Here is a 25,240-nt window from a genome sequence, read left to right on the forward strand (position 1 = left end):
GATGCGTTATCTCAGCCCTTCCCTGCTCGCCGCGCAGCAAAGCGCAAGCGCCGTCCCCCACGTGCGGGTGGAGGTGCGGGAGCGTATCGCGAATACGGCGCGTCCGGCGTGGGAGCGCCTCTACGCGGGCGACGAGCCGGACCACCATCACGCCGCCGCCATGCCCGGCGACGGCTCGCTCGTGCGGGCGCGGGTCGACCCTTCGACGGGCGCCCTGTACCTTCAACGGACGGTTGCCCCGGGCCCCGGCTCCGACTTCGAGGTGTGGTCGTATCAGGCCACGGTCTCCGCCTCCGCCGGCATCTCGGCGACGGCCGCAGGCGCGAACGTCCTCGTCTTCTACGTCGATACGGACGGCACGACCGTGAAGTGCATAGAGAGCACCGATTACGGCGCCTCGTTCGGCGGGCCGGCGACGGTCGTCGCGGCGGGGAGCGCCGTGGGCTGGATGGCGTCGGGCCTCAAGAGCGACGGCGCCGCCCTGCTTGTCTACTCCGTCGGCGCCGTGGTCTACGCCGTGAAGCGAAGCGGCGGATCCTGGGGGACGCCCACCGCCTGGAGTAACAGCGTCGCTTCCGTAACGGGCCTCGCCTGCTGCCGCGTCGTCGACTTCGACGTCGTCGTCGCCGGCGCCGATGCCGCGGGCTCAGCGAAAGTGTGGACAGCGATGTACGGCGACGGCTTCAACCGGCCTCCCGATACTTGGTCTGCCCTCAGAGAGATCGCCCGCGCCGATAGCGGCTCCTCCGTGGAGTTTCGCTGCCCTTCCCTCGACCGCGCCGACTGCTACCGCGTGTCTTTCATCGAGAAGTACAGCGGCAGCCAGGCCTACTCGCGTCCGTTGTGGTCGAACCTCCCTCCCCTGGGTGACCTCGTCGCCCACACATGGCGCGAACCCGTCCCTTTCGACCTGAGCAGCGAGTACGGCGTCGCCATTACTCACGCGGGCGACTACGCCTGGCTTTCGACGCCCTCCGGCGTCTGGCGGGCCCCGCTCGTCACGCCGCCGCTCGACCTGACGGACGACGTGCTCGACGTGCAGATGGAGTGCGGCCCGTTCGACGGCCGGCTGAGGGTCGTCCTCAGGAACGACGATAGCCGCTACTCCGACCTGTCGCCCACCATAATCAAGAGGGGATCGCAGGTCGACATCAGTCCCGGCTTCGTGACAAGCGCCGGCGCGGAGGTCTCCGAGGGACTTCGCTTCTGGATCGAGGGATGGGAGCACGCGAGCGCGCGCGGCGGAGCCACCTTAACGCTGTTCGCCCGCGACGGCTGGTCACTGATCGAGGGCTGGCGGGCGCGGCGTGAGTACGCCTGGGCCGCGGGAGACGCCAGCGTCTATCAGATACTCAGCTTCGTTTTAGCGCGGGCCGGCCTCCAGTACGGTTGCCGCACCAGCAGCGATACCCTGGGTTCGTTGCGGCCCGCCTTCGCCATCCACCCGGGAGAGGACGGACGGACAGCGGTGCGGCGGCTGCTGGCGATGGTGCGCGACGTAGTCTTGATGTCGGGCGAGAACGCCGTCGGCATCGACCCGCTGGCGGACGACGACGCAGTCTACTCCTACGGCGGCGGGCACCCGGTGATCAGCGGCCGCTACGCCGTCCGCACGCCCGGCCACAACCGCGTGCAGGTGTTCGGGCGCGGCGTCATGATCGATTCCCTCGACTGGGCTGGCGTCGCCGACATCTACGACCGGTTGGCGCAGGTGCATGACGTCAACCTGACGACGGTGGACGAGGCGCAGGAGCGCGCCATTGCCGTGAGGCGCGAGGCGGAAATGGCGTCACTGGCAGGCGAGGTCGTTGTGCCCGTGAACTGCGCCCAGGAGCTGTACGACGTCGTGACGGTAACCGCCGCCGCCGCCGGCCTCGCCGCCGCTCGACGGCGCGTGATGGGCGTGGCGCTCCGTTATTCGAGGAGTGGACACGCCGTCTATGAGATGCGCCTGGCTCTGGGCGCGCCGTAGGAGGAGTGCGATGCGCGTACGCAGGGCAGAGATAAAAGCTTTCGATTCCGGCGCCCACACGGCGACGGTGCAAATGGCGGGCAGCCTCTCCGTGTGGCTGTCGAGCGTCCCCGTGGCCCGAAACATCGACGCCGCGGAGGTCATCGTTGGGCGGAAGTGCGCCCTCATCTTCTTTGATGACACCAACCCCGACGACGCCGTTATCGTCGCGGTCTACACCTAGCGTTGAGGAGACCAGACCATGGCCGAGCCGATATTCGCCGTTCTCGCCCTTGCCTTCCTGGCGGAAAGCCTCACCGAGTACCTGTTCGCGGGGCCGCTCTCGGCGCTGCGCATGCCGGCGGCGGTCACGCGATACGTGGCGGTGGCGGTCGGCGTGTTGCTTGCGTGGGCGTATGACCTCGATATCGTGCGCGACCTGCTGGGGCTGAGTCCGCGGCCGCCGCTGCTGGGCGTCGCGCTCAGCGGGGTGATACTGGGGCGGGGCGCGAGCTACGTGCACGACTTCTACTCCAGCTACCTGCGGCCCGCGGAGCCGGATCGGGAGGAGGCGAAGGATGCGCGCTGACAGGGTCCGTCGGGCGCGGCGCGCGCCGTCGCGGGCGAGGCCGCCGTCGGACAAAGCGCCGCCGCCGCTGCAGGACGACGACGTGGTGGAGGACGAGCGTCTGCGGGGTGTTGTGGTGCGCGCCGGCGCCGAGATTGCCGCCGCCCTCTGGGAGGACTGAGTCCGCCCGTCGTTCTTGGCTCATCATTGCCCGTAATCCCCTCGCGCTATACGCTACGGGAAATTCTGCGCCATGGCAGGGGGGATGGGGATGAGACCGCATCACGAAAAGGCGATACAGAAGCTGGTAGAGCACTTCTCTAACGATGAGACGTGCCTCGCTATCATCGTCGGCGGCTCCGTCGCCAAGGGGCTGGCCCAGGAGGGTTCGGATGTCGACGTCATGCTCGTTGTCACCGACGAGGTGTTCCGCGAGAAGTGGGAGCAGAACAAGCTCGTATACTTCTCCCAGGAGTTCTGCGACCACCCCGGCTGCTACATCGACGGCAAGATCGTCAACCTCGACTACCTGCGCGCGGTCGCCGAGCGCGGGAACGAGGTGACAAGGGCGGCGTTCGACGGCGCGTTCATCGCCCACTCAAAGATCGACGGCCTCGACGAGATAATGAGCCGGATACCCATCTACCAGATGGACCAGCGGCAGGAGAAGATACAGGCCTTCTACGCCCAGTTCGAAATCGCCCACTGGCTGGTCGGCGAGGCGGAAAAGAGGGACGACAGGTACCTGCTTGACCGCGCCGTGTCCGACCTCATCCTCTACGGGGGCAGGCTCATCCTCGCCCACAACTGCGTGCTGTACCCCTACCACAAGCTGTTCATGGTCGCGCTCTGGAACGCCCCCGAGAAGCCCGACAACCTGATGGCGCTGGTCGACGCGCTCCTCAAAGAGCACACGGCCGAGAACGCGAGGGCGTTCTACGAGGCGGTCAAGAACTTCCGCTTCTGGAACGAGGCGTGGGAGCTGCCCGCCCTCCGCTTTATGAAGGACACGGAGCTGGCATGGCTTGAGAACCGCGCCTACATCGGCGACATCTAGCGCTGCTGGCTTGTCCTCTTCCGCGTTGACACCCGCTGTTGCCTGACGTACGCTTGCCCTCGATAGACGGCAGTCTCATCGCAAGGAGCGTGCGTATGGCGACGGAACGGCAGTACCCCAAGGTCGGATTCAAGATCATGGCCACGGTCAAGGGCGTCAAGGGCACGTGCTCCGCCGGACACAAGCCCGGCGACGAGTTCGAGATAAGCGCCCACAACACCGGCGGCCTTTGCGGCTTCTTCTACCACGATATCTTTCCTTATCTCGTCATGCTCCAGTTCGGCGGACAATTCCCGCCCGAATGGGGCGGCGGCGATACCCTCACCCTCCAGTGCATGGACCGCTACAACGAGGTCAGCCTCGAGCTGCGGCGCGTCCGCGAATAGGCAAGGAGGCAGATTGCAGGAACGGATCCTCTCCGGCAGGCCGCGCGAGGAAGACGTCGCGCTGGAGACGTCGCTGCGGCCGCGGCGCCTCGACGAGTACATAGGACAGGACAGGGTCAAGGAGAACCTGCGCATCGCCATGGCCGCCGCCCAGATGCGGCGCGAACCGCTCGACCATGTCCTCCTCTACGGCCCGCCCGGGCTGGGCAAGACAACCCTCTCCTACATCATCGCCGCCGAGATGGGTGTGAGCGTCCGCGTCACCTCCGGGCCCGCGATCGAGCGGCCCGGCGACCTGGCGGCGATACTCACGAACCTCCACCGCGAGGACGTCCTCTTCATCGACGAGATACACCGTCTCGCCCGCGCTGTCGAGGAGATCCTGTACCCGGCGATGGAGGACTTCGCGCTCGACCTCGTGCTCGGCAAGGGGCCGGGCGCGCGCAGCGTCCGCCTCTCGCTGCCGCCGTTCACGCTCGTCGGCTCGACGACGCGCTACGCGATGCTTAGCCCGCCCCTGCGCGACCGCTTTGGCGCCGTCTACCGCCTCGATTTCTACGATGTGGCGGCGGTCTCCGACATCATCCGCCGCAGCGCCCGCATCCTCGACGTCGAGATCGAGGAGGGCGGCGTGCGTGAGATCGCGCAGCGGGCCCGTGGGACGCCGCGCGTGGCCAACCGGCTGCTCAAGCGGGTGCGCGACTACGCGCAGGTGATGGCGGACGGGGTGATCACGGAGAGCGTCGCCGTCGACGCCCTGGCGCGGCTCGAGATCGACTTCCTTGGCCTGGACGAGGTCGACCACAAAGTGCTGCGGACGATAATCGAGAAGTTCGACGGCGGGCCCGTGGGGCTCGACACGATAGCCGCCTCCATTTCGGAAGAGGCGGACACGATAATGGACGTCTACGAGCCGTACCTCATGCAGGTGGGCTTCCTTCAGCGGACGCCGCGTGGCCGCGTGGCGACCCGCCTCGCCTACGAGCACCTGGGCCTGCCGCCGAAGGGCCCGGCGCCCTCTCCCCAGGCCGCCCTCTGGGACTCGCCGTAGCTTGTCGGCGGCGGGTCTCGCTATTCCCTTAAGTGACAACCCCAATGTCCGGTCCTCCTGATCGCGTCGAAAAGCCTGTGTGAGAATACGCGTCGGTAAGGATATCGCCGCCGCAGGTTGCGGAGGGCAGTAGTTGGTTGACCTGAACAACCTCGGGTTCTCTCTGGTCGAGATCGTGACGCAGACGTATGTCGTGCAGGGGCGCTGTGGCGGCCTCACCGAGTACCAACGCCTCGTCGATCTGTTGAACAATGCCGACTACACCCACCTCCAGATATTCGCGCCGAAGATAAGGCCGTTCTCCGAGAGCACACATATGGAGGTCAGGGGCAACCACCTCTTCCTCGACAAAATGCGCATCTTCTTCGCCGTCACCCTCGAATCCGCGGAAGAGGCGTCGCGGAGGGAGACGCTACACAGGCTGGACCGGGTGGAAAAGGACAGGCACGAGGTTCTTGTTTTCGCCTCGCCGTTCCGCATCGAAGGCTATGCCTATGTGGTAAAGGGGGCTGACCCGACGATAGCGCTGCCAAAGCTGTTTCACAGCTTCGTGGCGATAACAGGCGCGAAGGCCGTCCATCAGGACAACCCCGAGCTCGTGTGGGAGAGGGAGTTCGTGGTGGTGAACGGCCGCTGCATTGAGATGGTGTGCTCACTCGCCGCGAAGGAGCAACCGCGGACAGAACTGCCGAAGAGAGCCGCGTAGAGACCGGCGGTGCGATAGTCCCCCGGGATTCCTCCAGGAAGCACGGGGCCACACGGCGTTCTTCGGACGCCCGGAGTGGGATCCGGTCCGAAGGCGGACAAAAGCTAGAGCCGCATTACCAGGAGCTCGCGCTCCAGCTCGCCGCCGGAGAGGCGCAGCGTGACCGCTATCACCCGCACCTTCATTGCCTTTTCGCTGCCGTCGATGAAAAGCTCGTCCTGTCGCTCTATCCGATAATCGCTTTCGAAGGTTGCAAGGAGCTTGCCCTTGCGGCTGGTAAAGGGGTCTGCCTCGTATATTTCCGTCCTCAACTTCCCTCCCTGAGCAATTAGCTGAATGATTGCGGTCTCTATTCTCTTATCGGTCAGCCGGCGGCCGGCAAGCGCGTTACGACGGCGCGAGTTGCCCGCTGTCGGGCTGCGCCGGGCGCTCCCCGTCGCCGCGCTCCGGAGCGCTCTCGTACGTCATGCGGTAGAGGTTGGCGTACAGCCCATTGTTTGCGAGCAGCTCCTCGTGCCGCCCCATTTCGGCGATCCGCCCGTCTTGGAGCACGACGACGCGGTCGGCGCCGCGCACGGTCGATAGCCGGTGGGCGATGACGAACGCCGTCCTGCCCTTGAGCAGCTTCTTAAGGGCGCGCTGGATGATCATCTCCGTGCGGCTGTCGACGTTCGCCGTCGCCTCGTCGAGCACGAGTATGCGGGGCCGCGCCAGCACCGCCCGCGCGAAGCTTATGAGCTGCCTCTGCCCCGCTGATAGGTTCTGGCCGCGTTCGTAGAGCTCGGTATCGTACCCCCTGTCCAGCCGCCGTATGAATTCGTGCGCGCCCACCACTTTCGCCGCCTCCTCCACCTCCTCGTCCGTGGCCTCCAGCCGGCCGTAACGGATGTTGTCGCGCACAGTGCCAGAGAAGAGAAACGGCTCCTGGAGCACAAGGCCGAGCCGCCTGGTGAGCGACTGACGCTTGATTTCGCGGATGTCGTGGCCGTCAATGAGGATGCGGCCGCTCGTGACGTCGTAGAAGCGGCAGAGCAGCGAGGTCAGGGTTGTCTTGCCGGCGCCTGTCGGCCCGACAAGCGCCAGGGTCTCGCCCGGTTTCACGTGCAGGTCGATGTCCCGCAGCACCTCAACGCCGGGCACGTAGGCAAAGGTCACATTCTCAAAGCGCACCTCGCCCTGTATATCGTCCGGGTCGGCGGCACCCTCGGCGTCGACGATGTCGGGCTGGGTGTCCAGCACCTCGAAGATGCGCTGTCCGCCGGCCATGGCGCGCTGCAGCTGCGTGTACTGGAGGACGAGGTCGCGCACGGGGTCGAAGAAGCGCTGGATATAGAGGGTGAATGACAATATGAAGCCGACGCCGACCACAGGGTCGAGGCTGCCGCCAAGGATACGGCGTCCGCCCACCACGATGACCGTTGCCGTGGCCGCCGCCGCCAGTATCTCGACCAACGGCATCACTACTGCCTGGAGACGTCCCGCCTGGATGTTCACGCTGAGATTGGCGAGGTTCACGCTGTCAAAGCGGCGGAGGTTCTCGCCTTCGCGCGACAGCGCCTGCACGACCCGCACGCCGGACACGTTCTCCTGGAGGTCGGCGTTCACCACCGCTATCGCCTGGCGCACCTCAAAGAAGGCGCGCCGCGCCCGCGCCTGCCAGACGACCATCGCCACGACGAGCACGGGCACGACCAGTATTGTCAGGAGCGCGAGCTGCACGTCCTGGATGAAGAGGAAGAAAACGATGAGCGCTAGCCCGACGATGTCGGCGAGGATGGTGAGGATGCCTGTCGTCAGCAGGTCCTGGAGGACGACCACGTCGCTCGTGAGGCGCGACATTATCCGGCCGACCTCGTTATCGTCGTAGAAGCGAAGCGACAGCTTTTGCAGGTGGTCGAACATCTGGGTGCGCAGCGTGTAGAGAACGCGGTGGCCGATGTAGCCGGTGTTCGCGAGCTGGAGGTACTGGGCGCCCCATCCGAGCAGGGCCAGGGCGACGAAGGCGATGCCCAGCATGTTGAGTCCCATGATGTTGCCCCTGGCGATGAAGCGGCTGAAGGCGATGCCGATGAGCAGCGGCTGGACGTAGGACGCCGCGGCGAAGAGGAGCATCCCCAACAGGGCCAGCGCCGCCTGCTTCTTGTAGGGCGCGAGGTAGCGGGCCAGCCGCGCGACGACCGCGTGATCGTAGACCTTGCCGAGCTCGTCCTCGTCCCAACCATCGATGCTGCGGCGCAGGCGCATCGAGGCGGGGCCGCCCCGTCCGATGACGGGGGCGCTCCAGCCGCCTGCCATACCGCCGCCCCAGAAGCCCATGTCAGCCCTCCGTTGGTGCCCCGTCGCGGAGAGGCGCTGGCCCGCTTCCGAGGGCCAGGACCGGACGCTGCGGGTGACGCCCCTGCCCTGCCGGCAGGCGGGTCCGCACCCCCGCCAAAGCGAGCGTTCCCTCCCCGGACTCCCACCGGCGGCGCAGATCAAGCCCGTCAAGCGTCATTTGCACACGCGCGCTCCTATGTCGTCTTTTCCTCGAAAGCCGGATGCAGTTCTTCTTCCCGTCGCGTGCGCGCCAGCGCCTCCTCCTGGTCGCGCAGCTCGAGGTCGTATATCTGGCGGTAGAAGCCGTCGCGGCGCAGCAGCTCGTGATGGCGCCCCCGCTCGACGATGCGGCCCTCCCGCAGCACCAGTATCTGGTGGGCGTTCTTCACCGTCCGCAGCCTCTGCGCGATCACGAAAGTCGTCCGTCCGCGCATCAGCTCTGCCAGCGCCTGCTGGATGAGGTACTCCGTCTCCGTGTCGACGCTGGACGTGGAGTCGTCGAGGATGAGGATGCGCGGGTCCATAAGCAGCGTCCGCGCGATAGCGATGCGCTGCTTCTCCCCGCCCGAAAGGGTGACGCCGCGCTCGCCCACCCACGTATCGTAGCCCTCCGGCAGGCGCGCGATGACGTCGTGGATGCGGGCCGTCCGCGACGCCGCCTCGATCTCCTCTTGGCTCGCGCTTACGGCGCCGTAGGCTATGTTCTCGCGGATCGTCGCCGAAAACAGGAAGACGTCCTGCTGCACGATGCCCACGTTGCGCCGCAGCGACGCGAGCGTCAGGTCGCGGATGTCGTGCCCGTCGATGGTGATGCGGCCGGACGTCACGTCGTAGAAGCGGGGAATGAGGCTGACCACCGTCGTCTTGCCGCTGCCGGTGGGGCCCAGCAGGGCGACGACCTCGTTCGGCCGCGCCTCGAATGAGACGTCGTGGAGGAGGGGGCTGACGGCGTCGTAGCCGAAGGAAACGCCCTCGAAGCGCACGAGTCCCTCCACGTCCTTCAGCTCAACGGCGCCAGGCTTCTCTTTCACCGCCGACTCGGCGTCGAGGATCTCGTAGATGCGTTCCGCCGCTGAGGCCGCGCGCGCGAACAGCATCACGATCCAGCCCAGGGCGCGGATGGGCACCTGCAATATCGTCAGGTAGAGCATGAACGACGTCAGCTCGCCGATTTCCATGCGCCCCTGCGTGATCTGCCAGCCGCCGAACCAGATGGTGGCGACCATCGCCAGCATCCAGAGTCCGGTCATCATCGGGGCGTTAAAAGCCGATATCTGCGTCGTCAGGTATGAGTGGCCGAAGAGGTCTTCCGCTTCCCGCGCGAACTTCCGGCTTTCGTACTCCTCGCGCGAGAACGCCCTGACCACCCGCACGCCGGAAAAGTTCTCCTGCATGACAGCGCCCAGGCGCCCCAGGCCGTCCTGTACCTTCATCCAGATCGGCGAGAGCTGCGCCGTCATTACGCGCGAGCGCCAGATGACGACCGGCAGCAGCGCCCAGGCCACGAGCGTGAGGGACCAGTCGGAGATCAGCATGATGCTGAACACCATGAGCAAGACAACGAGCAGGTAGATCATCCGCAGGACGCCGAAGCTGATGTATAGGCGCATCGCTTCGACATCTTGCGTGGCGCGCGACATGAGCTGGCCCGTCTGCGCCTGGTCGTGGTAGGCGTGGCTCAGGCGTTCCAGCCGCTCGAAAATGGCGTTGCGCAGGTCGTAGGCCACCCACTGGGAGACCCACTCCGCGAGGTACGTCTGGCCGTACGCGAAGGCGCCGCGCAGGAGGGCCGCCGCGATGATGGCGGAGGCGGCTATCACGAGGGTGCGCGTGTTGCCGAGGGCGACGTGCGTCTCGTTGCCGTTGAGGTTCTTGATCTGCACGTCGAGCCCGGTGTCGATGGCCCAGCGGATAAGCTGCGGCGTGGCAAGGACGAAGGCGCCCGCGCCGAGCACGCAGAGCCAGGCGAGCGCGACTCGCATCTTGTACGGGCGGAGGAACGAGAGAATGCGAACCAGCGGCGGCACGTCGGTCTCCGGGTACTCCCAACCTGATTCTATCTCAAATCAGGCGTCGACGCTAAGGTAGGCGGCGTTCGCCTGCCGCTCTTCGTCCCCGGGCCTGTGATAGAATGAGTTTGGAATGGCACGGACAGAGCAGATCGAGCAGGCCGGCGCGCCCGGCGAGACCTCCCGCTTCGTCGTCCGACCCATGACCGCCGCCGACATCCCGCAGGCGATGGATATCGAGCGCGAGTCGTTCCCCACCATGTGGCCGCAGACGGCTTATGCCCGCGAGTTGAAGAACCGCCTGGCGCGCTACTTCGTGCTCTGCGAGGAGGGGAACCGGGGCGTGACCGCTGAAGAATCAGCACGACCGAGCCCCTGGCGCCGCGCGATGGGCCGTTTCCTGCGAAAGGAGCAGGAACCGGAGCCAACGCCGGAGCTGATAATCGGCGTCATTGGGCTGTGGATGATGGTGGACGAGCTGCACATCGTCACCATCGCCGTGCGCGAGGCGTTCCGGCGGCAGGGCGCGGGCGAGGCGCTGCTCATCGCCGCCATCGATTTCGCGCTCGCGAACAAGATGGACGCCGTGACGCTCGAATACCGCCGCTCGAACGAACCGGCGCGCGCCCTCTACGACAAGTACGGCTTTCTCAACGTCGGCGTGCGCACGCGGTACTACTCCGATAACAACGAGGACGCCATCGTGATGACGACGCCGCCCCTGCTATCGCGGGGGCAGCACCAGTTATTCCTGCGTCTCAAGGAGGAGCACCGCCGGCGCTGGGGTGGCCGCTACCTTCTCCCCGATTCCCTGTGAAGGCGCCCCGCGCGGAAGCTTCCCGGTCCCGGCCCTTCTGCGGAACGGCGGGCAAGATGCCTGCCCAATGGGAAGTCACATCCATTGCAGAGGTGGGACTGAATCCCGGCCGGGCGGGCACCCCTGCGAGGAGCGGCCTGCGTCCGAGTTTGCCTGTCCGTTGACCATGCGTCGACGGAACGGCGGCTGCAGATTCCGCCCTGCCGTTAGCGGCGGGCCTCCCCGTTCAAGCCGCGGCGCACCCACTCGTCGCGGTCACGGATGTCGCGGTCGAACAGCAGCCGGTTGACGATCACCTCGCGACGGTCCGGCCCCTGCGGCAGCCTGCGGTCGTTGGCGAGCGCTCGCTTCAGGAAGATCATCGCCGCCAGGGCCAGGCAGCCCGCCGCCACCGGTCCCGCCCCCTCGAAGACCAGCGCCGAGACGGGCGACGCCGCGATGCCCAGTCCCACCGCCAGCGGGACGCCGCGCAGCGCCACGCCGATCAGCGAGATGACGACAAATACCACGAGCGTCGCCGGCGTCAGGACCAGCAGGAAACCTATCGAAGCGCCGATGCCGCGTCCGCCCCTGAAGCCGAGGAAGACCGGCCAGGCGGCTCCGCCCACAGCCGCCAGCCCCGCCAGCACCTGCACCCCGAGCGGCTGATCGAAGAGCTTCGCCAGCGCGACGGCGGCCATCCCCTGTCCTATCTGCAAAAGCCCCACCGGCACCACCGCCCAGCGCGCCACGGACTGGTAGACGTTCGACGCCCCCGCGGTCGCGCTGCCCACCTGCCGTATATCGATCCCGCGCAATAGCTTTCCCGTCAGGTAGGCGATGGGAATCGATCCCAGCAGATAGGATGCGAGAACGATTGCCGGCGACAGAGCGGCGTCCATCGCGTCACGACCTCAGCGTTACTTTGGGGAGCGATGCCGGTACAGCGCCGCCAGCAGCGCGATCGCCTCGTCGAAGGAAAGGCGGCCGGTATTCAGTACGATGTCGTAGAGGTGCGGGTCGTCTGGGTCGACCTTGAAGTACTTGTGGTGGTACTCAATCCGGCCCTTGTCGCCCTCGTGCACGCGGTGCTTTGCGTCCTCCTCGTTCAGCATGTCGCGCTGCATGATGCGGCGAACGCGCCATTCGAGCGGAGCCGTGACGAGGACGTGGAGGCAGCCGGCGCAGTCCTGGAGGATTGCCTGGCTCCCCCTGCCGACGATCAGCACCTTGCCCCGCGCGGCGACACCGCTGATGATGGAAGTGATAGCGTCCTTGTAGCGAGAATCGGTCAGCTCGTGGGCGGCCCGCTCAGGCAGAGCAGCCGCTTCGCCGTAACTTGTCGCCATCAGCACCTCGAGGCCGCCCGTGCCCATCAGGGGGTCGGCCGCGCCCGCCACCGCCGATCTCTCGAGGAACTTCTCGAACAGGGAGCCCAGCCGTTCCATGATGGTGGGCGGCGGCGCCGTCTCGTCGCGATGCTCCACGGCCGCGACTGTCACCCCGAGCGTTCGCGCCGCCTCCGCCAGTATCTCGCGGTCCACGTAGTCGAGCCCCAGCTCCTCCGCGGTGCGCCGCGCAATCTCCAGCGCGCCGCTGCCCGTGCTGCCGCTGATCGTAATAACCGACATCTCGCCTCCCGATACCGGAAGTCTCCTACGCTATTCTATGCCGCCCGCAGACAAATTGCCATAGTGATACGCCACGCGGGTGCCCGCGAAGCCGGTTTTCGCCTATGATTGGCCCGATGGGCAAGAGCAGCAGCCAGGAGGAAGACATGTCGACGGTGCTCTACGAGAAGCGCAACCGCGTCGCCTATATTACGATCAACCGGCCCGAGGTGATGAACTGCGTCGATCCCGACACCGCGGCGCGGCTCATCGAGGCGTGGGAGGACTTCCGCGACGACGACGAGACGTACGTTGCGGTGATCACCGGCGCCGGCGACAAGGCGTTCTGCGCCGGCTTCGACCTCAAGCAGGTGGGGCGCGCCCGCCTGCCGCGTTCGCCCCACGACATCCGCCGCTTTATCTACAGCCACCCCGGCTTTATGGGCTACACCCGCCGCGCCGACATCTTCAAGCCGATAATCGCCGCCGTGAACGGCTACTGCTTCGCGGGCGGGCTGGAGACGGCCCTCTGCGCCGACATCCGCATCGCTGCCGAGCACGCCGAGTTCGGGGTGCTCAACCGGCGCTGGAACGTCGGGCTGGGCGACGGCGGCACGCAGCGGCTGCCCCGCGTCGTCGGCCTCGGGCGCGCCCTCGAGCTCATCATCACCGGGAGGCGGATCGACGCGCAGGAGGCGTACCGCATCGGTCTTGTCAACGAGATCGTGCCGAAGGAGCGGCTGATGGCGCGGGCGACGGAGCTCGCCGAGGCGATATGCGAGTTCCCGCAGGGCGCCATCCGCACCGATAAGGAAGCGGTGATGCGCGGCATCGGCGTGCCACTGGAGGAGGGCTTCCGCATCGAAGGGGCCACGTTCATGACGCTTATCGGCCAGAGCGACTTCTACGAGGGGCCGAAAGCGTTCGAGGAGAAGCGCAAACCCGTGTTCAAGCAGGACGACTAGAGCAACACGGGCTATTCCGCTACTCCTGCCAGCGCGGCGAGGAAGCTGATCAGGTTGAAGATGAGGTGCGCGGCAATCGCGCCCCAAAGCGAGCCCGCCGCCACGTACGCCCACGCGAACACCATCCCCACGACTGTGAACGGAACGAGCGTCGATGGCTGGCCGTGGGCGAGCGCGAACAGAAAGCCGCTGATGACGGCCGCCCAGATGAAGCCAAAACGCTTCGTCAGACCAACGAAGATAAACCCTCGGAAGAACGTCTCCTCCGCGATGGGCGCTGTGATCACCGCCAGTATGCCCGCCAGTATCACCAGCGCCCTGTGATCAAAGACGTCTTCTTCCAGCGTGCTCTGAGGCAGCAGCTCGTCGGCGCCGATCAGGTCGATGAGCAGGGTGTATACGGAGAGCACCACGAATGTGCCGACGACCGTCGCGATGGGGACCCAGATCCTGTCCGCCCTCGGGATGAGGAATCCGAGCGCGCGCCAGCGAAGGCGGAACTTCCATACTGTGAAGCCGGCGGCGAGCCCAAAGAGCGCGATGTCCAGGACCAGGGTGCCGGCTATGCTGACCCCCAGCATTTCGGTATCGGAAAGGGACGCGTCGCTGGCCGCTACCAACAGCCCGGCGATGCCGATTACGAAGATGACGCCCGCCAGCAGCAGGCCGATTGCCTGGAGAATCTCCTTGACCCCCCACGGCGGCGCGGGCAAAGGCGGCGGCTGTTCCGTGTCGTCGGCTTCCGGCAGGGGAAACGTCATTCGATAGAAGGTCCCTCTCCGTGTATTATGCGGTACGGCGCAACCCCCCGACAACCGGGCCCGCGCTTACACCATCATCTCGCGCGCCTTGCGTTTGACATCGCGGGCGGTGATCAGCGCCTCGCCCACCTTGACCGCGTGTACGCCGAGGTCCGCCAGCCGCTCCACGTCCGCCGTGTCGACGATGCCGCCGCCGCTGACAACCACCTTCTCGGCGGGTATCAGCGGCCGCAGCCGCTCCGTCTTCTCCGCGTCGACCTCGAACGTGCGCCAGTCGCGGTGGTTTATGAGCAGCATGTCGGCGCCGGCGGCAAGCGCCCGCTCGACATCCGATTCGTCCTGCACGTCCAGCAGCGACTCCATCTTCAGCTCCGAGGCCAGCGCCATCAGGTCGCGTAGTTGGGTGTCGGAGAGTATCGAGACGATGAGGAGCACGGCGTCGGCGCCGAAGGCGCGCGACTCCCATATGTGGTAGGGGTCGAAGAGGAAGTCCTCGCGCAGTATGGCGGGACGGCCGCCGGGGTAGTAGCCGTCGAGGATGTTCCGCGTCTCCAGCAGGAACTGAGTCTGGCCCATGAAGCGCTTCGGCTCAGTCATGACGGAGATGGCGGTGACGCCGCTGTGTGTGTAGGCGCGGGCGAGGCCCTGGCGCTCGGCGTCGGTGATGATGCGTCCCTTCGTGGGCGTTGCCTTCTTTATGTCGGCGATGAGCTGGACGCGCCTGCCGCCGGAGAGGGGCCCGCGCGGCCCTTCGAGGATGGCGCGGCGGAGGCTCCACTGCTCGGCGCGTCCCTCCTGCTGCTGCTCGAGCTGGCGGATGCGCCGCTGGAGCGATTCCATCGGCTCCTTCTGCTGGCGGAAGGGCAGGTCCTCTCGCTTCGCCGCGAGTATGGATTCTAGGATGTCTTCACCGGTCATAGCGATTCCCCACAGGCGATTCCCCACAGGTGGTCCGCCGCCAGTATCTTGCAGACACCGTTTCCAGTCGAGGGGGCGAGCGAGGATTAGAGGCGGTACGTGTCTTCTCGTCGCTGCAGGATACAGAGGATCACGACGAGGCGGGCGCGGTCGGAAACGGTGAAGATGGCGCGGAAGTCGCCGATGCGCAGCCGCCAGGCTGGTGCGCTTCTTCCCCGCAACTTCCGCGTCCCACGAGGTCTAGGTTCAGTCTTTAGAACGGCCAGCGCCTCGGCGATACGACGGACGTCTTCCCTCGGCAACGCGGCCAGGTCGCGCTCGGCCCGGGGACTCAGCTGCACTCGATAGGACAATTCCCCGCTTCTCCAGGTATTCGTCAAGGGTGATTGCCGCGTTGGGATTCGAGGCGTACTCTTCCAGCGCTCGCTCCGCTGCGGCGATGTCGAGCTCGTCCTCAAACGTCTTGTCGACGGCGTAGCGTATGAGCGCCGCCATCGACGTCCGCTTGCGGAACGCGAGCTGGCGCAGGTCCTCGTGCGTCTCGTCGTCGAGGTAGACCATCAGCTTCTTCATCGCGACCTCCACAACCGATATTATGACATCGATATGTCATAGTGTCAAGATAGCATGATGTCAGCCGAAAGAGCGTGGCCCGCGGGGCAAGACGCGAGGCGCCGTTCGCCTTTCGCCGTCCTTGGTGTAAGATGATCGGACGGAATTCAAGTCAAGGGAGGCAGAAGAATGCCCACAGCCACCGTCAACGGCGTGCGTCTCTACTACGAGCTTCACGGCGAGTCCGGCGAGCCGCTCGTTCTCGTCCACGGTTACACCGGCGATATCACCGACTGGCGCTTCCAGATCGACGAGTTTGCGTCCACGCACCGCGTCCTGGCGATGGACCTGCGCGGACACGGCCGCTCCGAGGCCCCCGCCGACCGCTCGTCATACACCATCGACACGATGTCGCGGGATGTGGAGGAGCTGGTCGACGGCCTGGGACTGGGGAGGTTTCACCTCGTCGGCCACTCGATGGGAGGCGGCATCGCCCAGGAGATCGCCCTGCGCAGTCCCCAGAAGCTCCTCTCGCTCACCCTCCACGATACGTCGTGCAAGTTCGAGATGAACGATCCGGTGATGGTGGAATGGCGCCGCCAGCGCATCGAGACGGCGGAGAAGCAGGGGATGGCCGCCGTCGCCGCCCTGGCGCCGCCGATGCCGCCGCCTCCGCACATGCCGCCGGAGCGCTTGCAGGAGACGGCCGTCCGCCTGGCCAACATGTCGGTGGACGGGTTCATCGGCGCAATGGCTGGCCTGCTTGAATGGAAGGGAACGGTGGAGCGGGCCTCCGAGATAACGGCCCCCACGCTTATCATCTACGGCTCACTGGACGGGCCGGCGCTCATTAAAGGGTGCGAGCACCTGGCCAAAGTGATCCCCAACGTGACGGTGGAAGTGGTACCGGAGTGCGGCCACTCGCCGCAATACGAGCGGCCGGAGCTGTTCAACCGGGCGCTGCGACGGCACCTCGAAGCGAACAGCGCGTCCGGCTGAGCAGTCTGCTTCTGCAGGACGCCCCGCTCGCGCGCCGGGATGCAGTTCATTCTTGGGTGGGCCGCCCTACCGGCAGACAGGCATTTCGCCCGCCACCCGGCAGGGCGCGCCGGAGGCTGGAAAGCCTCGGCTGTGCAGACCGAAAAAAGAAGAGGGCCGGTCAGACCGGCCCTCGCTCGTTGCGTTGTCTTCAGAAGCTAGTCCAGCTCCTCCTCTTCCTCTTCTTCTTCCTCTTCGTCGAAAGGTGTTTCCTCTTCCTCCTCGGGCTCGGCGATGAAGCTGCGAAGGATCCCCTCCTCGTCCTCGGCGGTCTCCGTCGCGGAGGGGGCTCCCGCCCCGGGATAGGCCTCGCGCATGAGCGCCTCGAGTGCTTCGCCGATGTCTTCCTCCGGCTCCTCCCCTTCCACAGGCAGTTCCGCGTACTCGCCGCGCTCCGGCAGGAAGAACTCGCGCACCGGTTCCGGCGGCAGTTCCACCTTGGCCCGCGCCGGTATCAGCTTGCCGATTATCACGTTCTCCTTGAGGCCGAGCAGTCTATCGGTCATGCCGCTTATCGCCGCCTCGGTGAGGACGCGCGTGGTCTCCTGGAAGGAGGCCGCGGCGAGGAAGCTTTCCGTGCTCAGGGAGGCCTTGGTGACCCCCAGCAGAACGGGCACGGCCGTCGCCGGCTCGCCGCCCTCCGCGAGAACCTTGCCGTTCTCTTCCTCATAGCGGAAGCGATCGACCAGCTCGCCGGGGAGGAACTCCGTGTCGCCCGGCGTGTCGACCCTGACCTTGCGCAGCATCTGGCGGATTATCACCTCGATGTGCTTGTCGTTGATGTTCACGCCCTGCGACCGGTAGACTTTCTGCACCTCTTCCACGAGGTAGAGTTGCACCGCTTCCGGTCCGCTGATGCGCAGCACGTCCTGCGGGTTCAGCGGCCCATCCGTCAGTTTCTGGCCGGCGTGCACCTGCTCGCCGTCCTCGACGAGAATGCGGGAGATCGCGCCCACGGGGTACTCGCGTTCTTCCCTCTCCTCGTAGATGACTGACAGGCGGCCGTCTTCCACGCTCACGTGCCCGGCGACGTGGGCCGTGATATCGCTGACCGGCGGCACCCGCACCAGGGCCGTCTCCGCTTCGCCTTCCGTCTTTTCCGCCTCCTCGGCGGGTTTAGGCACGCGCGCCAGGACCGTCCCCTGATCGACCCACTGGCCGTGCTCGACCATAAGCTCGGCGCCATCCGGCAGGTCGTACCGGTCAGTGTAGAACTCCGAGCTTGTCACTTTGACCCACCGCGACTCCCCGTCGTGCGTGATCTCGGCCACGCCGTCGATCTCTGAGATGATGGCGTGACCCTTAGGGACGCGCGCCTCAAACAGCTCTTCGACACGCGGGAGGCCGCTGGTGATGTCGACCCCGGCAACGCCGCCGGTGTGGAACGTCCTCATCGTGAGCTGCGTCCCCGGCTCGCCGATGCTCTGGGCGGCGATGATGCCCACAGCCGCGTTCTGGTCGACGAGCTCACCCGTGCCGAGGTTGCGGCCGTAGCACATCCGGCAGAGCCCCTGCCGCGCCTGGCAGGTCAGCGGCGACCGCACGTATACGCGCTCGATCCCCGCCGCTTCTATGCGCTCCGCCTTCTCCTCGTCGATCTCCTGGTTCCTCTCGACGATTATCTCGCCTGTCCTGGGGTCGGCCGTGTCCATGGCTGCCCAGCGGCCGATGATGCGCTCACGCAGCGATTCGAGCACGCCCTTGTCCGACGGCTCGGATAGCCATACGCCGGCCACCGTGCCGCAGTCCTCTTCGAGGATGATGACGTCCTGCGCCACGTCGATGAGACGCCGCGTCAGGTAACCGCTGTCGGCCGTGCGCAGCGCGGTGTCGGCGAGGCCCTTGCGGGCGCCGTGCGTGGAGATGAAGTACTCCAGCACGCTCAGCCCCTCGCGGAAGCTGCTGCGGATCGGCAGGTCGATGATGCGGCCCGAAGGATCGCTCATGAGGCCCCTCATGCCCGCCATCTGCCGTATCTGGGCAATGTTACCCTTGGCGCCGCTGGTGGCCATGAGGTAGACAGAGCCGTAGCGGTCGAGGTGCTTCTGGATCGCCTCCTGTATCTTCTCCGTGGTCTCGTTCCACACCGCCACCGACGCGTCGTAACGCTCTTGCTCGGTGATGAGGCCCATATCGTACTGGTCTTCGATCTCGGTGATACGGGCGTCCGCTTCCGCCAGCAGCCGGTCTTTCTCCTCCGGCGTCTTGATGTCGTTGATGGCGATGGTAGTGCCCGATTTCGTGCAGTACTCGAAGCCGATGCGCTTGATTTCGTCCACCACCTGGGCGGTCCGCTCGCCTCCGAGCTGCTTGTGGCAGCGGGCGACGAGCGCCTTCAGCGCCCGCTTGTCCATCTCCTCGTTGTGGAAGCCCAACTCGTCGGGCAGGATCTCGTTGAAGATGATCCGTCCCACGCTTGTCTCGACGAACTCCCCGTTCGTGCGCCGGTCGCGCACCTTCACCCGCGCCTGCAGGTCTACGAGGCCGAGATCGTACGCCAGCTTGGCCTCCTCAAAGCTGCTGTAGACGCCGTGCGGCGGCACGCCTTCTTTGTATTCGCCCTTTACGCCCGGCTTGATCATCGTCATGTAGAAGCAGCCGAGCACGATGTCCAGCGTCGGGGCGACCGTCGGCTCGCCGCTGCTGGGCAGGAGCAGGTTATGCGTCGAAAGCATCACCTGGCGCGCCTCCGCCACCGCCTCCCGCGAAAGCGGCACGTGCACCGCCATCTGGTCGCCGTCGAAATCGGCGTTGAAGGCGGCGCAGACGAGGGGGTGTATCTGGATGGCGCTTCCCTCCACGAGCACGGGCTCGAACGCCTGAATGCCGAGACGGTGCAGCGTCGGGGCGCGGTTCAGCAGGACGGGCCGCGTCTTGATGACCTCGTCCAGCACGTCCCAGACCTCCGGCCGGGCGCGTTCGACGATGCGCTTGGCGCTCTTGATATTGTGCGCCATGTTCCTGTCGACCAGGGCGTGCATGATGAACGGCTTGAACAGCTCCAACGCCATCCGCTTTGGCAGACCGCACTGGTGGAGCTTGAGGTCCGGCCCCACGACGATGACCGAGCGTCCGGAGTAGTCTACGCGCTTGCCCAGCAGGTTCTGGCGGAAGCGGCCCTGCTTGCCCTTAAGCATGTCGGAGAGCGACTTCAGCTTGTGGTTGCCCTGCCCGGAGACGGCGCGTCCTCTGCGGCCGTTGTCGATAAGGGAGTCGACGGCCTCCTGGAGCATCCGTTTCTCGTTGCGGATGATGATCTCCGGGGCGCCGAGGTCCAGCAGCCGCTTAAGGCGGTTGTTGCGGTTGATGACGCGGCGGTAAAGGTCGTTCAAGTCGCTGGTCGCGAAGCGCCCACCGTCGAGCTGCACCATGGGACGCAGGTCGGGCGGCAGCACAGGGAGGACGGTGAATATCATCCATTCCGGCTTGTTGCCGCTCTTGCGCAGCGCCTCCACCACCCGCAGCCGCTTGACGGCCTTCTTCCGCCGCTGCCCGCTGCTCGACTGCGTTTCCTGCTGCATCCGCTCGCGCAGCCTGTCCAGGTCGAGCCGCTGCAGGATGCGGTAGACCGCTTCCGCGCCCATCCCCGAGGAGAAGAAATCGCCGTACTTCTCCTGCAACTCGCGTATCTGGGCGTCGGTCTTCAGCGTAATGTGGTCGTGGAGGACGGGGTCCCTGATCTCCTCGAGGGCCTGAATGCGCTCCTGGTACTCGGAGGTGAGCGCGTCGCGCTCCTCCAGCGCCTTCTGGCGCAGCGGCGCGATCTCCGCTTCGGCGCGCGCATGCTGCTCTTCGATTGCCGTCTGCGTGCTCTGCTCAAGCTCAGCCTTCTTTTCGAAGGCCTCGCCTTCCAGGGCAGATACTCGGTCGCGCACGGCCTCCTTGAGCTTCTCGATGGACTCGTTTGTGATCAGGTCTCCTTTGGCGATGACGACCGTGTCTTCGAGCTTGATGTCTCTGGGCGCCGCCTTGCCCATAGAGCCGCTCAGCTGCTTCTCGAGCGTGGCCGCCCGTTTCATGACAGCGTCGACGCTCTTCGCGAGCTGCGCGTCGAGGGCGGCGAGGCCCTTGTCCCGCTCGCGCTGCAACTTTTCGACCGCCTCGTCGCGCGCGAGTTCGATCTCCGCTATACGGTCGACGTGCTGGCGCTCGCGGGCCTCCGCCTCGCGCTCCAGCTCCTCCTGCAACCGCTCGATGGCCCGCCGCTTGGCGTCCTCGTCGACCTCGGTGATGATGTGCTGCGCGAAGTAGAGGATGCGCTCCAGGCTGCGCGGCGACACGTCGAGCAGCAGGCCCAGGCGGCTGGGCGTGCCTTTGACGAACCAGATGTGGCTCACCGGCGACGCCAGCTCGATGTGACCCATGCGTTCGCGGCGCACCTTGCTGCGCGCCACCTCCACGCCGCACTTGTCGCAGATGATGCCCTTGTAGCGGACGCGCTTGTACTTGCCGCAGTAGCACTCGAAGTCTTTCGTCGGACCGAAGATCTTCTCGCAGAAGAGGCCGTCCTTCTCCGGCTTCAGGGTCCTGTAATTGATCGTCTCGGGCTTCATCACCTCGCCGTACGACCACGAGCGGATCTGCTCCGGCGAGGCCAGAGCTATACGGACGGCATTAAAATCGTTAACTTCCAGCACTTAGCAAATCCTCCCCTTCGAATCCCTGCAAGTTGATCCCCAGCTCGGGAACATCTGCCGGTTCTTCCACGAAGGTTACTCTTTCTTCGTCCTCGTTGAGCACTTCCACCGCCAGGCCCAGGCTCTGGAGCTCCTTCACGAGCACTTTGAAGGATTCGGGGACGCCCGGCTCCAGCACGTTCTCGCCCTTGACGATGGACTCATAGGTCTTCACGCGGCCCACTACGTCGTCGCTCTTGACGGTGAGCATCTCCTGCAGTATGTGCGCGGCGCCGTAAGCTTCGAGCGCCCACACCTCCATTTCGCCGAAGCGCTGCCCGCCGAACTGGGCCTTGCCGCCCAGCGGCTGCTGCGTGATCAGCGAGTATGGACCGGTGGACCGGGCGTGGATCTTGTCCTCCACCAGGTGCACCAGTTTCATCATGTAGATGTAGCCGACGGTCACCGGCTGGTTGAACGGCTCGCCGGTGCGGCCGTCGTAAAGGGTCTGCATGCCGAAGAGCGGCGGCGGTGTCCCCTTCTCGCGGAACACGGTCTCCGCCTTCACGCTCAGTTCGTCCAGCGGGCGGCCCCGCACGTTCTTCTTGCCCATCTCCTCCAGCCACAGTTCGAGACAGGCGCGCTTGGCCGCCCCGACCACGTTGTCGTCGAGGATCTCGCGGGCGTTGTAGCCGCGCTCCGCCAGCCACTCTTCCAGCTTCGACAGTTCGATCTTGCTGCCGTACGGGTTGTGGTTTTCGTCGACGTCCGAGTCGGGGATGACGGCGCCCGCCTTGATGGCGAGCCACGTGCGCGCCAGGGCGTCCTCAATCGTGCGGTCGTTGGCGCCATCGAATACCGGTGTGATGGCGCGGAACCCGAGGTTCCGGGCAGCCCAACCCAGGTGGGTCTCGAGCACCTGCCCCACGTTCATGCGGCTGGGCACTCCGACAGGGTTCAGTATGAGGTCGACAGGCGTGCCGTCTGCGAGGTAGGGCATGTCTTCCACCGGCAGGATGCGGGCGATGACGCCTTTGTTGCCGTGGCGGCCCGCCATCTTGTCGCCCTCCATGATCTTGCGACGCTGGGCGATGGCCACCCGCACCAGCTTGCTGACACCGGCGGGCAGCTCGTCGTGGTCTTCCCTTGAGAAGACTTTGACGTCTATTACCTTGCCCTTCTCGCCGTGTGGCACGCGCAGCGAAGTGTCTTTCACGTCGCGCGCCTTATCGCCGAAGATCGCCCGCAGCAGTTTTTCTTCGGCGGTCAGCTCCGTCTCCCCCTTGGGGGTGATCTTGCCCACAAGGATGTCGCCGGGGCCGACTTCGGCGCCGACGATGATAATGCCGTCTTCGTCGAGATTGCGCAGGCTTTCTTCTCCCACGTTGGGAATGTCGCGCGTTATCTCTTCCGGGCCGAGCTTCGTGTCGCGGGCCTCCACCTCGTGCTTCTCGATGTGGATGGAGGTGAACTTGTCCTCCTGCACTATCCGCTCGGAGATAACGATGGCGTCTTCAAAGTTGTAGCCTTCCCAGCTCATGAAGGCGCAGAGCACGCTCTGGCCCAGCGCCAGCTCGCCGCCGGCCGTCGATGAGCTGTCGGCGAGGGGCTGTCCCGCGGTCACCCGCTGTCCCCTTTCGACGATCGGCCGCTGGCTGATGCAGGTCCCCTGGTTGGAGCGCACGAACTTCAGCAGCGAATATTGCCGTTCGACGCCGCTGTCGTAGCGGACGACGATCTCCTTGGCGCTCACCGACTCGACGACGCCGTCGCCGTCGGCGGTTATCACCTGTCCGGAGTCCTGCGCCGTCTGACGCTCCATGCCCGTCGCCACGAGGGGCGCTTCGGGGAGGAGCAGGGGCACGGCCTGGCGCTGCATGTTGGAGCCCATGAGGGCGCGCGGCGCATCGTCGTGCTCCAGGAACGGTATCAGCGAGGTGGCCACGCTGAGCACCTGCTTGGGAGACACGTCCATGAACTGCACGCGCTCCGGCGGCTCCATGTGGAAGCGGTCCTCGATGCGCACCTCTACCCTGTTCTCGATGAGGTGGTTGTCCTCATCCAGGAGCGCGTTCGCCTGCGCGACCACGTACCGCTCCTCTTCGTCCGCGGACAGGTACACGATCTCGTTCGAGACGAACGGGCGCACGGCGATCATACGCGGCGCCAGCTTCTTGAGCTGCGCCGCCACCTGGGGCGTTATCCTGCTGCCGGCCTCTACAATCACCCTCCCGGACCTGGAGGTGACGGGCTCACGAGCGATGCGTCCCACCAGCGCCGGCGAATCGGATGGCAGTTCCTTCACCACTTTACGGTAAGGCGTCTCGATGAAGCCGTACTCGTTGATGATGGAGTAGGTGGCCAGGCTGCCGATGAGGCCGATGTTGGGGCCTTCCGGCGTCTCAATGGGGCAGATGCGCCCGTAGTGGCTGTAGTGGACGTCGCGCACGTCGAAGCCGGCGCGGTCGCGGGAGAGGCCACCAGGGCCAAGGGCGGAAAGCCGGCGCTTGTGCGTCAGCTCCGCCAGCGGGTTTGTCTGGTCCATGAACTGCGACAGCTGGGAGCCGCCGAAGAACTCCTTCATCGCCGCCACGATGGGGCGGATGTTGACGAGGGCGCTCGGCGTCGCCTGGTCGGGGTCGGTGATTGTCATGCGCTCGCGCACCACGCGCTCCATGCGCAGCAGGCCGATGCGGAACTGGTTCTGGATGAGCTCGCCGACGGCGCGCACACGCCGGTTCCCCAGGTGGTCGATGTCGTCGGAGTGGCCGAGACCGTTCGTCATGCGGATGAGCTCGGCGACGATCGCTTTGAGGTCTTCGGGGAGCAGGGTGCGCGTCTCTTCGGGCACTTTGAGACCGAGCCGCTTGTTCACTTTGTAGCGGCCCACGCGCCCGAGGTCGTAGCGGCGCGGGTTGAAGAACAGGGAATTGACGAGGCCGCGCGCGTTTTCCGCCGTGGGCGGGTCGCCGGGGCGCAGCCGCTTGTAGAAGTCCAGCAGCGCCGAGGCTTTGTTGTCCGCAGACTCGCGTTCAATCGTCGCGGCGATGTAGCGGTGGTCGGGGTGGTTGTCGACGTCGGCGAACTGGGCGAGGATGCGCTCGTCCGTGCCAAGCTGGCTTTCGTCAGTGACGCCGTCCTCGCTGTCGATGGCGCGCAGCAGGGTGGTGACGGGTATCTTTCGCTTGCGGTCCACCTTGACGGAGATGACGTCCTTGCTGCTGACCTCGAATTCAAGCCAGGCGCCGCGGTTGGGTATGAGCTTGGCATAAGCGAGTTCGCGGCCGCTGGCAGGATCACTCTCGAGCGTGAAGTACGCCCCCGGGGAGCGCACGAGCTGCGAGACGACGACGCGCTCCGCGCCGTTGATGATGAACGTGCCGTGTGCCGTCATCAGGGGGAAGTCGCCCATGAAGAGCTGCTGCTCTTTCACTTCGCCCGTCTCCTTGACGGTGAGCGACACCCAGACCTTCAGCGGGGCGGAGTAGGTCATGTCGCGCTCGCGGCATTCCTGTTCGGAGTACTTGGGCTCTCCGAACTCGTAGTCGCCGAACGTGAGCTCCATGCGGGTGCCGGTGAAGTCCTGGATTGGCGAGATCTCGTCGAAGAGCTCGCGCAGACCCTCTCTTTGGAACCAGCTGAAAGAGTCGAGCTGCACCTGGATCAGGTTGGGCATATCGAGGACGTGGGAAATCCTGGCGTAGTTCTTCTCAACGTACGGGAGCATAGCACCAGCACGGACAATGTCCCTGGAAATTGTCATAGAATTCTCCTCAAGATTCTGCTTCGGAGCTATTGCGGAAACGTTACCTACTGCTCGATTTTTGGGGAACGAGAAACAAGGGGGTTTCTATCCAGCCTGAGTAAAGTATAGGGGTTCCCCCGGGAAAAGTCAACCACTAAGTATATGACAGCCAACCACTTATCGCAACTATTTTGC

At 65.6% G+C, this 25,240-nt stretch carries 22 protein-coding genes; 11 read left to right on the forward strand and 11 right to left on the reverse strand.

The genetic code is table 11. The features are described from left to right. Position 1 precedes the first annotated feature (1 nt). The 8 genes from QME71_02070 to QME71_02105 all read left to right on the forward strand — a co-directional run bounded on the left by QME71_02070 (position 2) and on the right by QME71_02105 (position 5,719). Positions 2-1,972: a hypothetical protein gene (locus QME71_02070; GenBank protein MDI6857083.1), complete on the forward strand. Its 1,971-nt coding sequence runs from the start codon at positions 2-4 to the stop codon at positions 1,970-1,972. 10 nt (positions 1,973-1,982) lie between these two features. Next, positions 1,983-2,195: a hypothetical protein gene (locus QME71_02075; protein ID MDI6857084.1), complete on the forward strand. Its 213-nt coding sequence runs from the start codon at positions 1,983-1,985 to the stop codon at positions 2,193-2,195. A gap of 18 nt (positions 2,196-2,213) precedes the next feature. Then, a complete protein-coding gene (locus QME71_02080) occupies positions 2,214-2,540 on the forward strand; it encodes a hypothetical protein (GenBank protein ID MDI6857085.1) in 327 nt (108 codons plus the stop codon). Beyond that, positions 2,530-2,700: a hypothetical protein gene (locus tag QME71_02085; GenBank protein MDI6857086.1), complete on the forward strand. Its 171-nt coding sequence runs from the start codon at positions 2,530-2,532 to the stop codon at positions 2,698-2,700. The genes QME71_02080 and QME71_02085 overlap by 11 nt, the downstream gene beginning before the upstream one ends. 90 nt (positions 2,701-2,790) lie before the next feature. Next, a complete protein-coding gene (locus QME71_02090; protein ID MDI6857087.1) occupies positions 2,791-3,576 on the forward strand; it encodes a nucleotidyltransferase domain-containing protein in 786 nt (261 codons plus the stop codon). A 95-nt stretch (positions 3,577-3,671) separates the two neighbouring features. Continuing rightward, entirely contained in the window at positions 3,672-3,962 is a 291-nt protein-coding gene (locus QME71_02095) for a TIGR04076 family protein (protein MDI6857088.1), read from the forward strand. Positions 3,963-3,975: 13 nt separating this feature from the next. After that, positions 3,976-5,013 carry a Holliday junction branch migration DNA helicase RuvB gene (gene ruvB, locus QME71_02100; protein MDI6857089.1) on the forward strand — a complete coding sequence of 346 codons (1,038 nt, stop codon included), beginning with the start codon at positions 3,976-3,978 and terminating at the stop codon, positions 5,011-5,013. A gap of 133 nt (positions 5,014-5,146) precedes the next feature. Beyond that, positions 5,147-5,719: a hypothetical protein gene (locus QME71_02105; GenBank protein MDI6857090.1), complete on the forward strand. Its 573-nt coding sequence runs from the start codon at positions 5,147-5,149 to the stop codon at positions 5,717-5,719. A gap of 104 nt (positions 5,720-5,823) precedes the next feature. Here the strand turns inward: QME71_02105 and QME71_02110 are convergent, their stop codons facing one another. The 3 genes from QME71_02110 to QME71_02120 form a co-directional block, all read right to left on the reverse strand. Further along, the gene (locus tag QME71_02110) at positions 5,824-6,030 is read right to left on the reverse strand and encodes a hypothetical protein (protein ID MDI6857091.1); all 207 of its coding nucleotides are present in this window, start codon (positions 6,028-6,030) and stop codon (positions 5,824-5,826) included. Positions 6,031-6,106: 76 nt separating this feature from the next. Then, positions 6,107-8,035, reverse strand: a complete 1,929-nt coding sequence (locus QME71_02115; protein MDI6857092.1) for an ABC transporter ATP-binding protein — start codon at positions 8,033-8,035, stop codon at positions 6,107-6,109. A 194-nt stretch (positions 8,036-8,229) separates the two neighbouring features. Continuing rightward, a complete protein-coding gene (locus QME71_02120) occupies positions 8,230-10,062 on the reverse strand; it encodes an ABC transporter ATP-binding protein (protein ID MDI6857093.1) in 1,833 nt (610 codons plus the stop codon). A gap of 115 nt (positions 10,063-10,177) precedes the next feature. On the opposite strand from QME71_02120, the gene rimI reads away from it, so the two are divergent. Then, positions 10,178-10,861, forward strand: a complete 684-nt coding sequence (gene rimI / locus QME71_02125) for a ribosomal protein S18-alanine N-acetyltransferase (GenBank protein ID MDI6857094.1) — start codon at positions 10,178-10,180, stop codon at positions 10,859-10,861. A gap of 206 nt (positions 10,862-11,067) precedes the next feature. Here the strand turns inward: rimI and QME71_02130 are convergent, their stop codons facing one another. Continuing rightward, positions 11,068-11,742, reverse strand: coding sequence for a glycerol-3-phosphate acyltransferase (locus tag QME71_02130; GenBank protein MDI6857095.1), 675 nt, complete (start codon positions 11,740-11,742; stop codon positions 11,068-11,070). Positions 11,743-11,760: 18 nt separating this feature from the next. Then, on the reverse strand, positions 11,761-12,471 hold the full coding sequence (locus QME71_02135) for a cytidylate kinase-like family protein (protein ID MDI6857096.1): 711 nt from the start codon (positions 12,469-12,471) through the stop codon (positions 11,761-11,763). A gap of 116 nt (positions 12,472-12,587) precedes the next feature. Between QME71_02135 and QME71_02140 the strand changes: the two genes are divergently transcribed. Continuing rightward, complete coding sequence (locus QME71_02140) at positions 12,588-13,415, forward strand: enoyl-CoA hydratase-related protein (protein MDI6857097.1); 828 nt, start codon at positions 12,588-12,590, stop codon at positions 13,413-13,415. Positions 13,416-13,426: 11 nt separating this feature from the next. On the opposite strand, the gene QME71_02145 is transcribed toward QME71_02140, so the two are convergent. From QME71_02145 to QME71_02160, 4 genes are all read right to left on the reverse strand, one after another. Beyond that, positions 13,427-14,176 (reverse strand): type II CAAX endopeptidase family protein, encoded by a 750-nt coding sequence (locus QME71_02145; GenBank protein MDI6857098.1) that lies wholly within the window; start codon positions 14,174-14,176, stop codon positions 13,427-13,429. Positions 14,177-14,242: 66 nt separating this feature from the next. Further along, positions 14,243-15,094 carry an indole-3-glycerol phosphate synthase TrpC gene (locus QME71_02150; GenBank protein MDI6857099.1) on the reverse strand — a complete coding sequence of 284 codons (852 nt, stop codon included), beginning with the start codon at positions 15,092-15,094 and terminating at the stop codon, positions 14,243-14,245. Between the two features lie 86 nt (positions 15,095-15,180). Further along, complete coding sequence (locus QME71_02155; protein ID MDI6857100.1) at positions 15,181-15,435, reverse strand: type II toxin-antitoxin system RelE/ParE family toxin; 255 nt, start codon at positions 15,433-15,435, stop codon at positions 15,181-15,183. Beyond that, complete coding sequence (locus tag QME71_02160) at positions 15,341-15,667, reverse strand: DUF6290 family protein (GenBank protein ID MDI6857101.1); 327 nt, start codon at positions 15,665-15,667, stop codon at positions 15,341-15,343. Before QME71_02160 ends, QME71_02155 begins: the two co-directional genes overlap by 95 nt. Positions 15,668-15,835: 168 nt before the next feature. Between QME71_02160 and QME71_02165 the strand changes: the two genes are divergently transcribed. Continuing rightward, on the forward strand, positions 15,836-16,645 hold the full coding sequence (locus QME71_02165; GenBank protein MDI6857102.1) for an alpha/beta hydrolase: 810 nt from the start codon (positions 15,836-15,838) through the stop codon (positions 16,643-16,645). A 197-nt stretch (positions 16,646-16,842) separates the two neighbouring features. Here QME71_02165 and rpoC read toward each other — a convergent pair whose 3' ends face one another. Continuing rightward, positions 16,843-21,321: a DNA-directed RNA polymerase subunit beta' gene (rpoC, locus tag QME71_02170; protein MDI6857103.1), complete on the reverse strand. Its 4,479-nt coding sequence runs from the start codon at positions 21,319-21,321 to the stop codon at positions 16,843-16,845. Further along, a complete protein-coding gene (locus tag QME71_02175) occupies positions 21,308-25,063 on the reverse strand; it encodes a DNA-directed RNA polymerase subunit beta (protein ID MDI6857104.1) in 3,756 nt (1,251 codons plus the stop codon). Before QME71_02175 ends, rpoC begins: the two co-directional genes overlap by 14 nt. Positions 25,064-25,240 lie beyond the last annotated feature (177 nt).

Source organism: Dehalococcoidia bacterium, assembly GCA_030018455.1.
In the GTDB taxonomy this organism is placed as follows: domain Bacteria; phylum Chloroflexota; class Dehalococcoidia; order DSTF01; family JALHUB01; genus JASEFU01.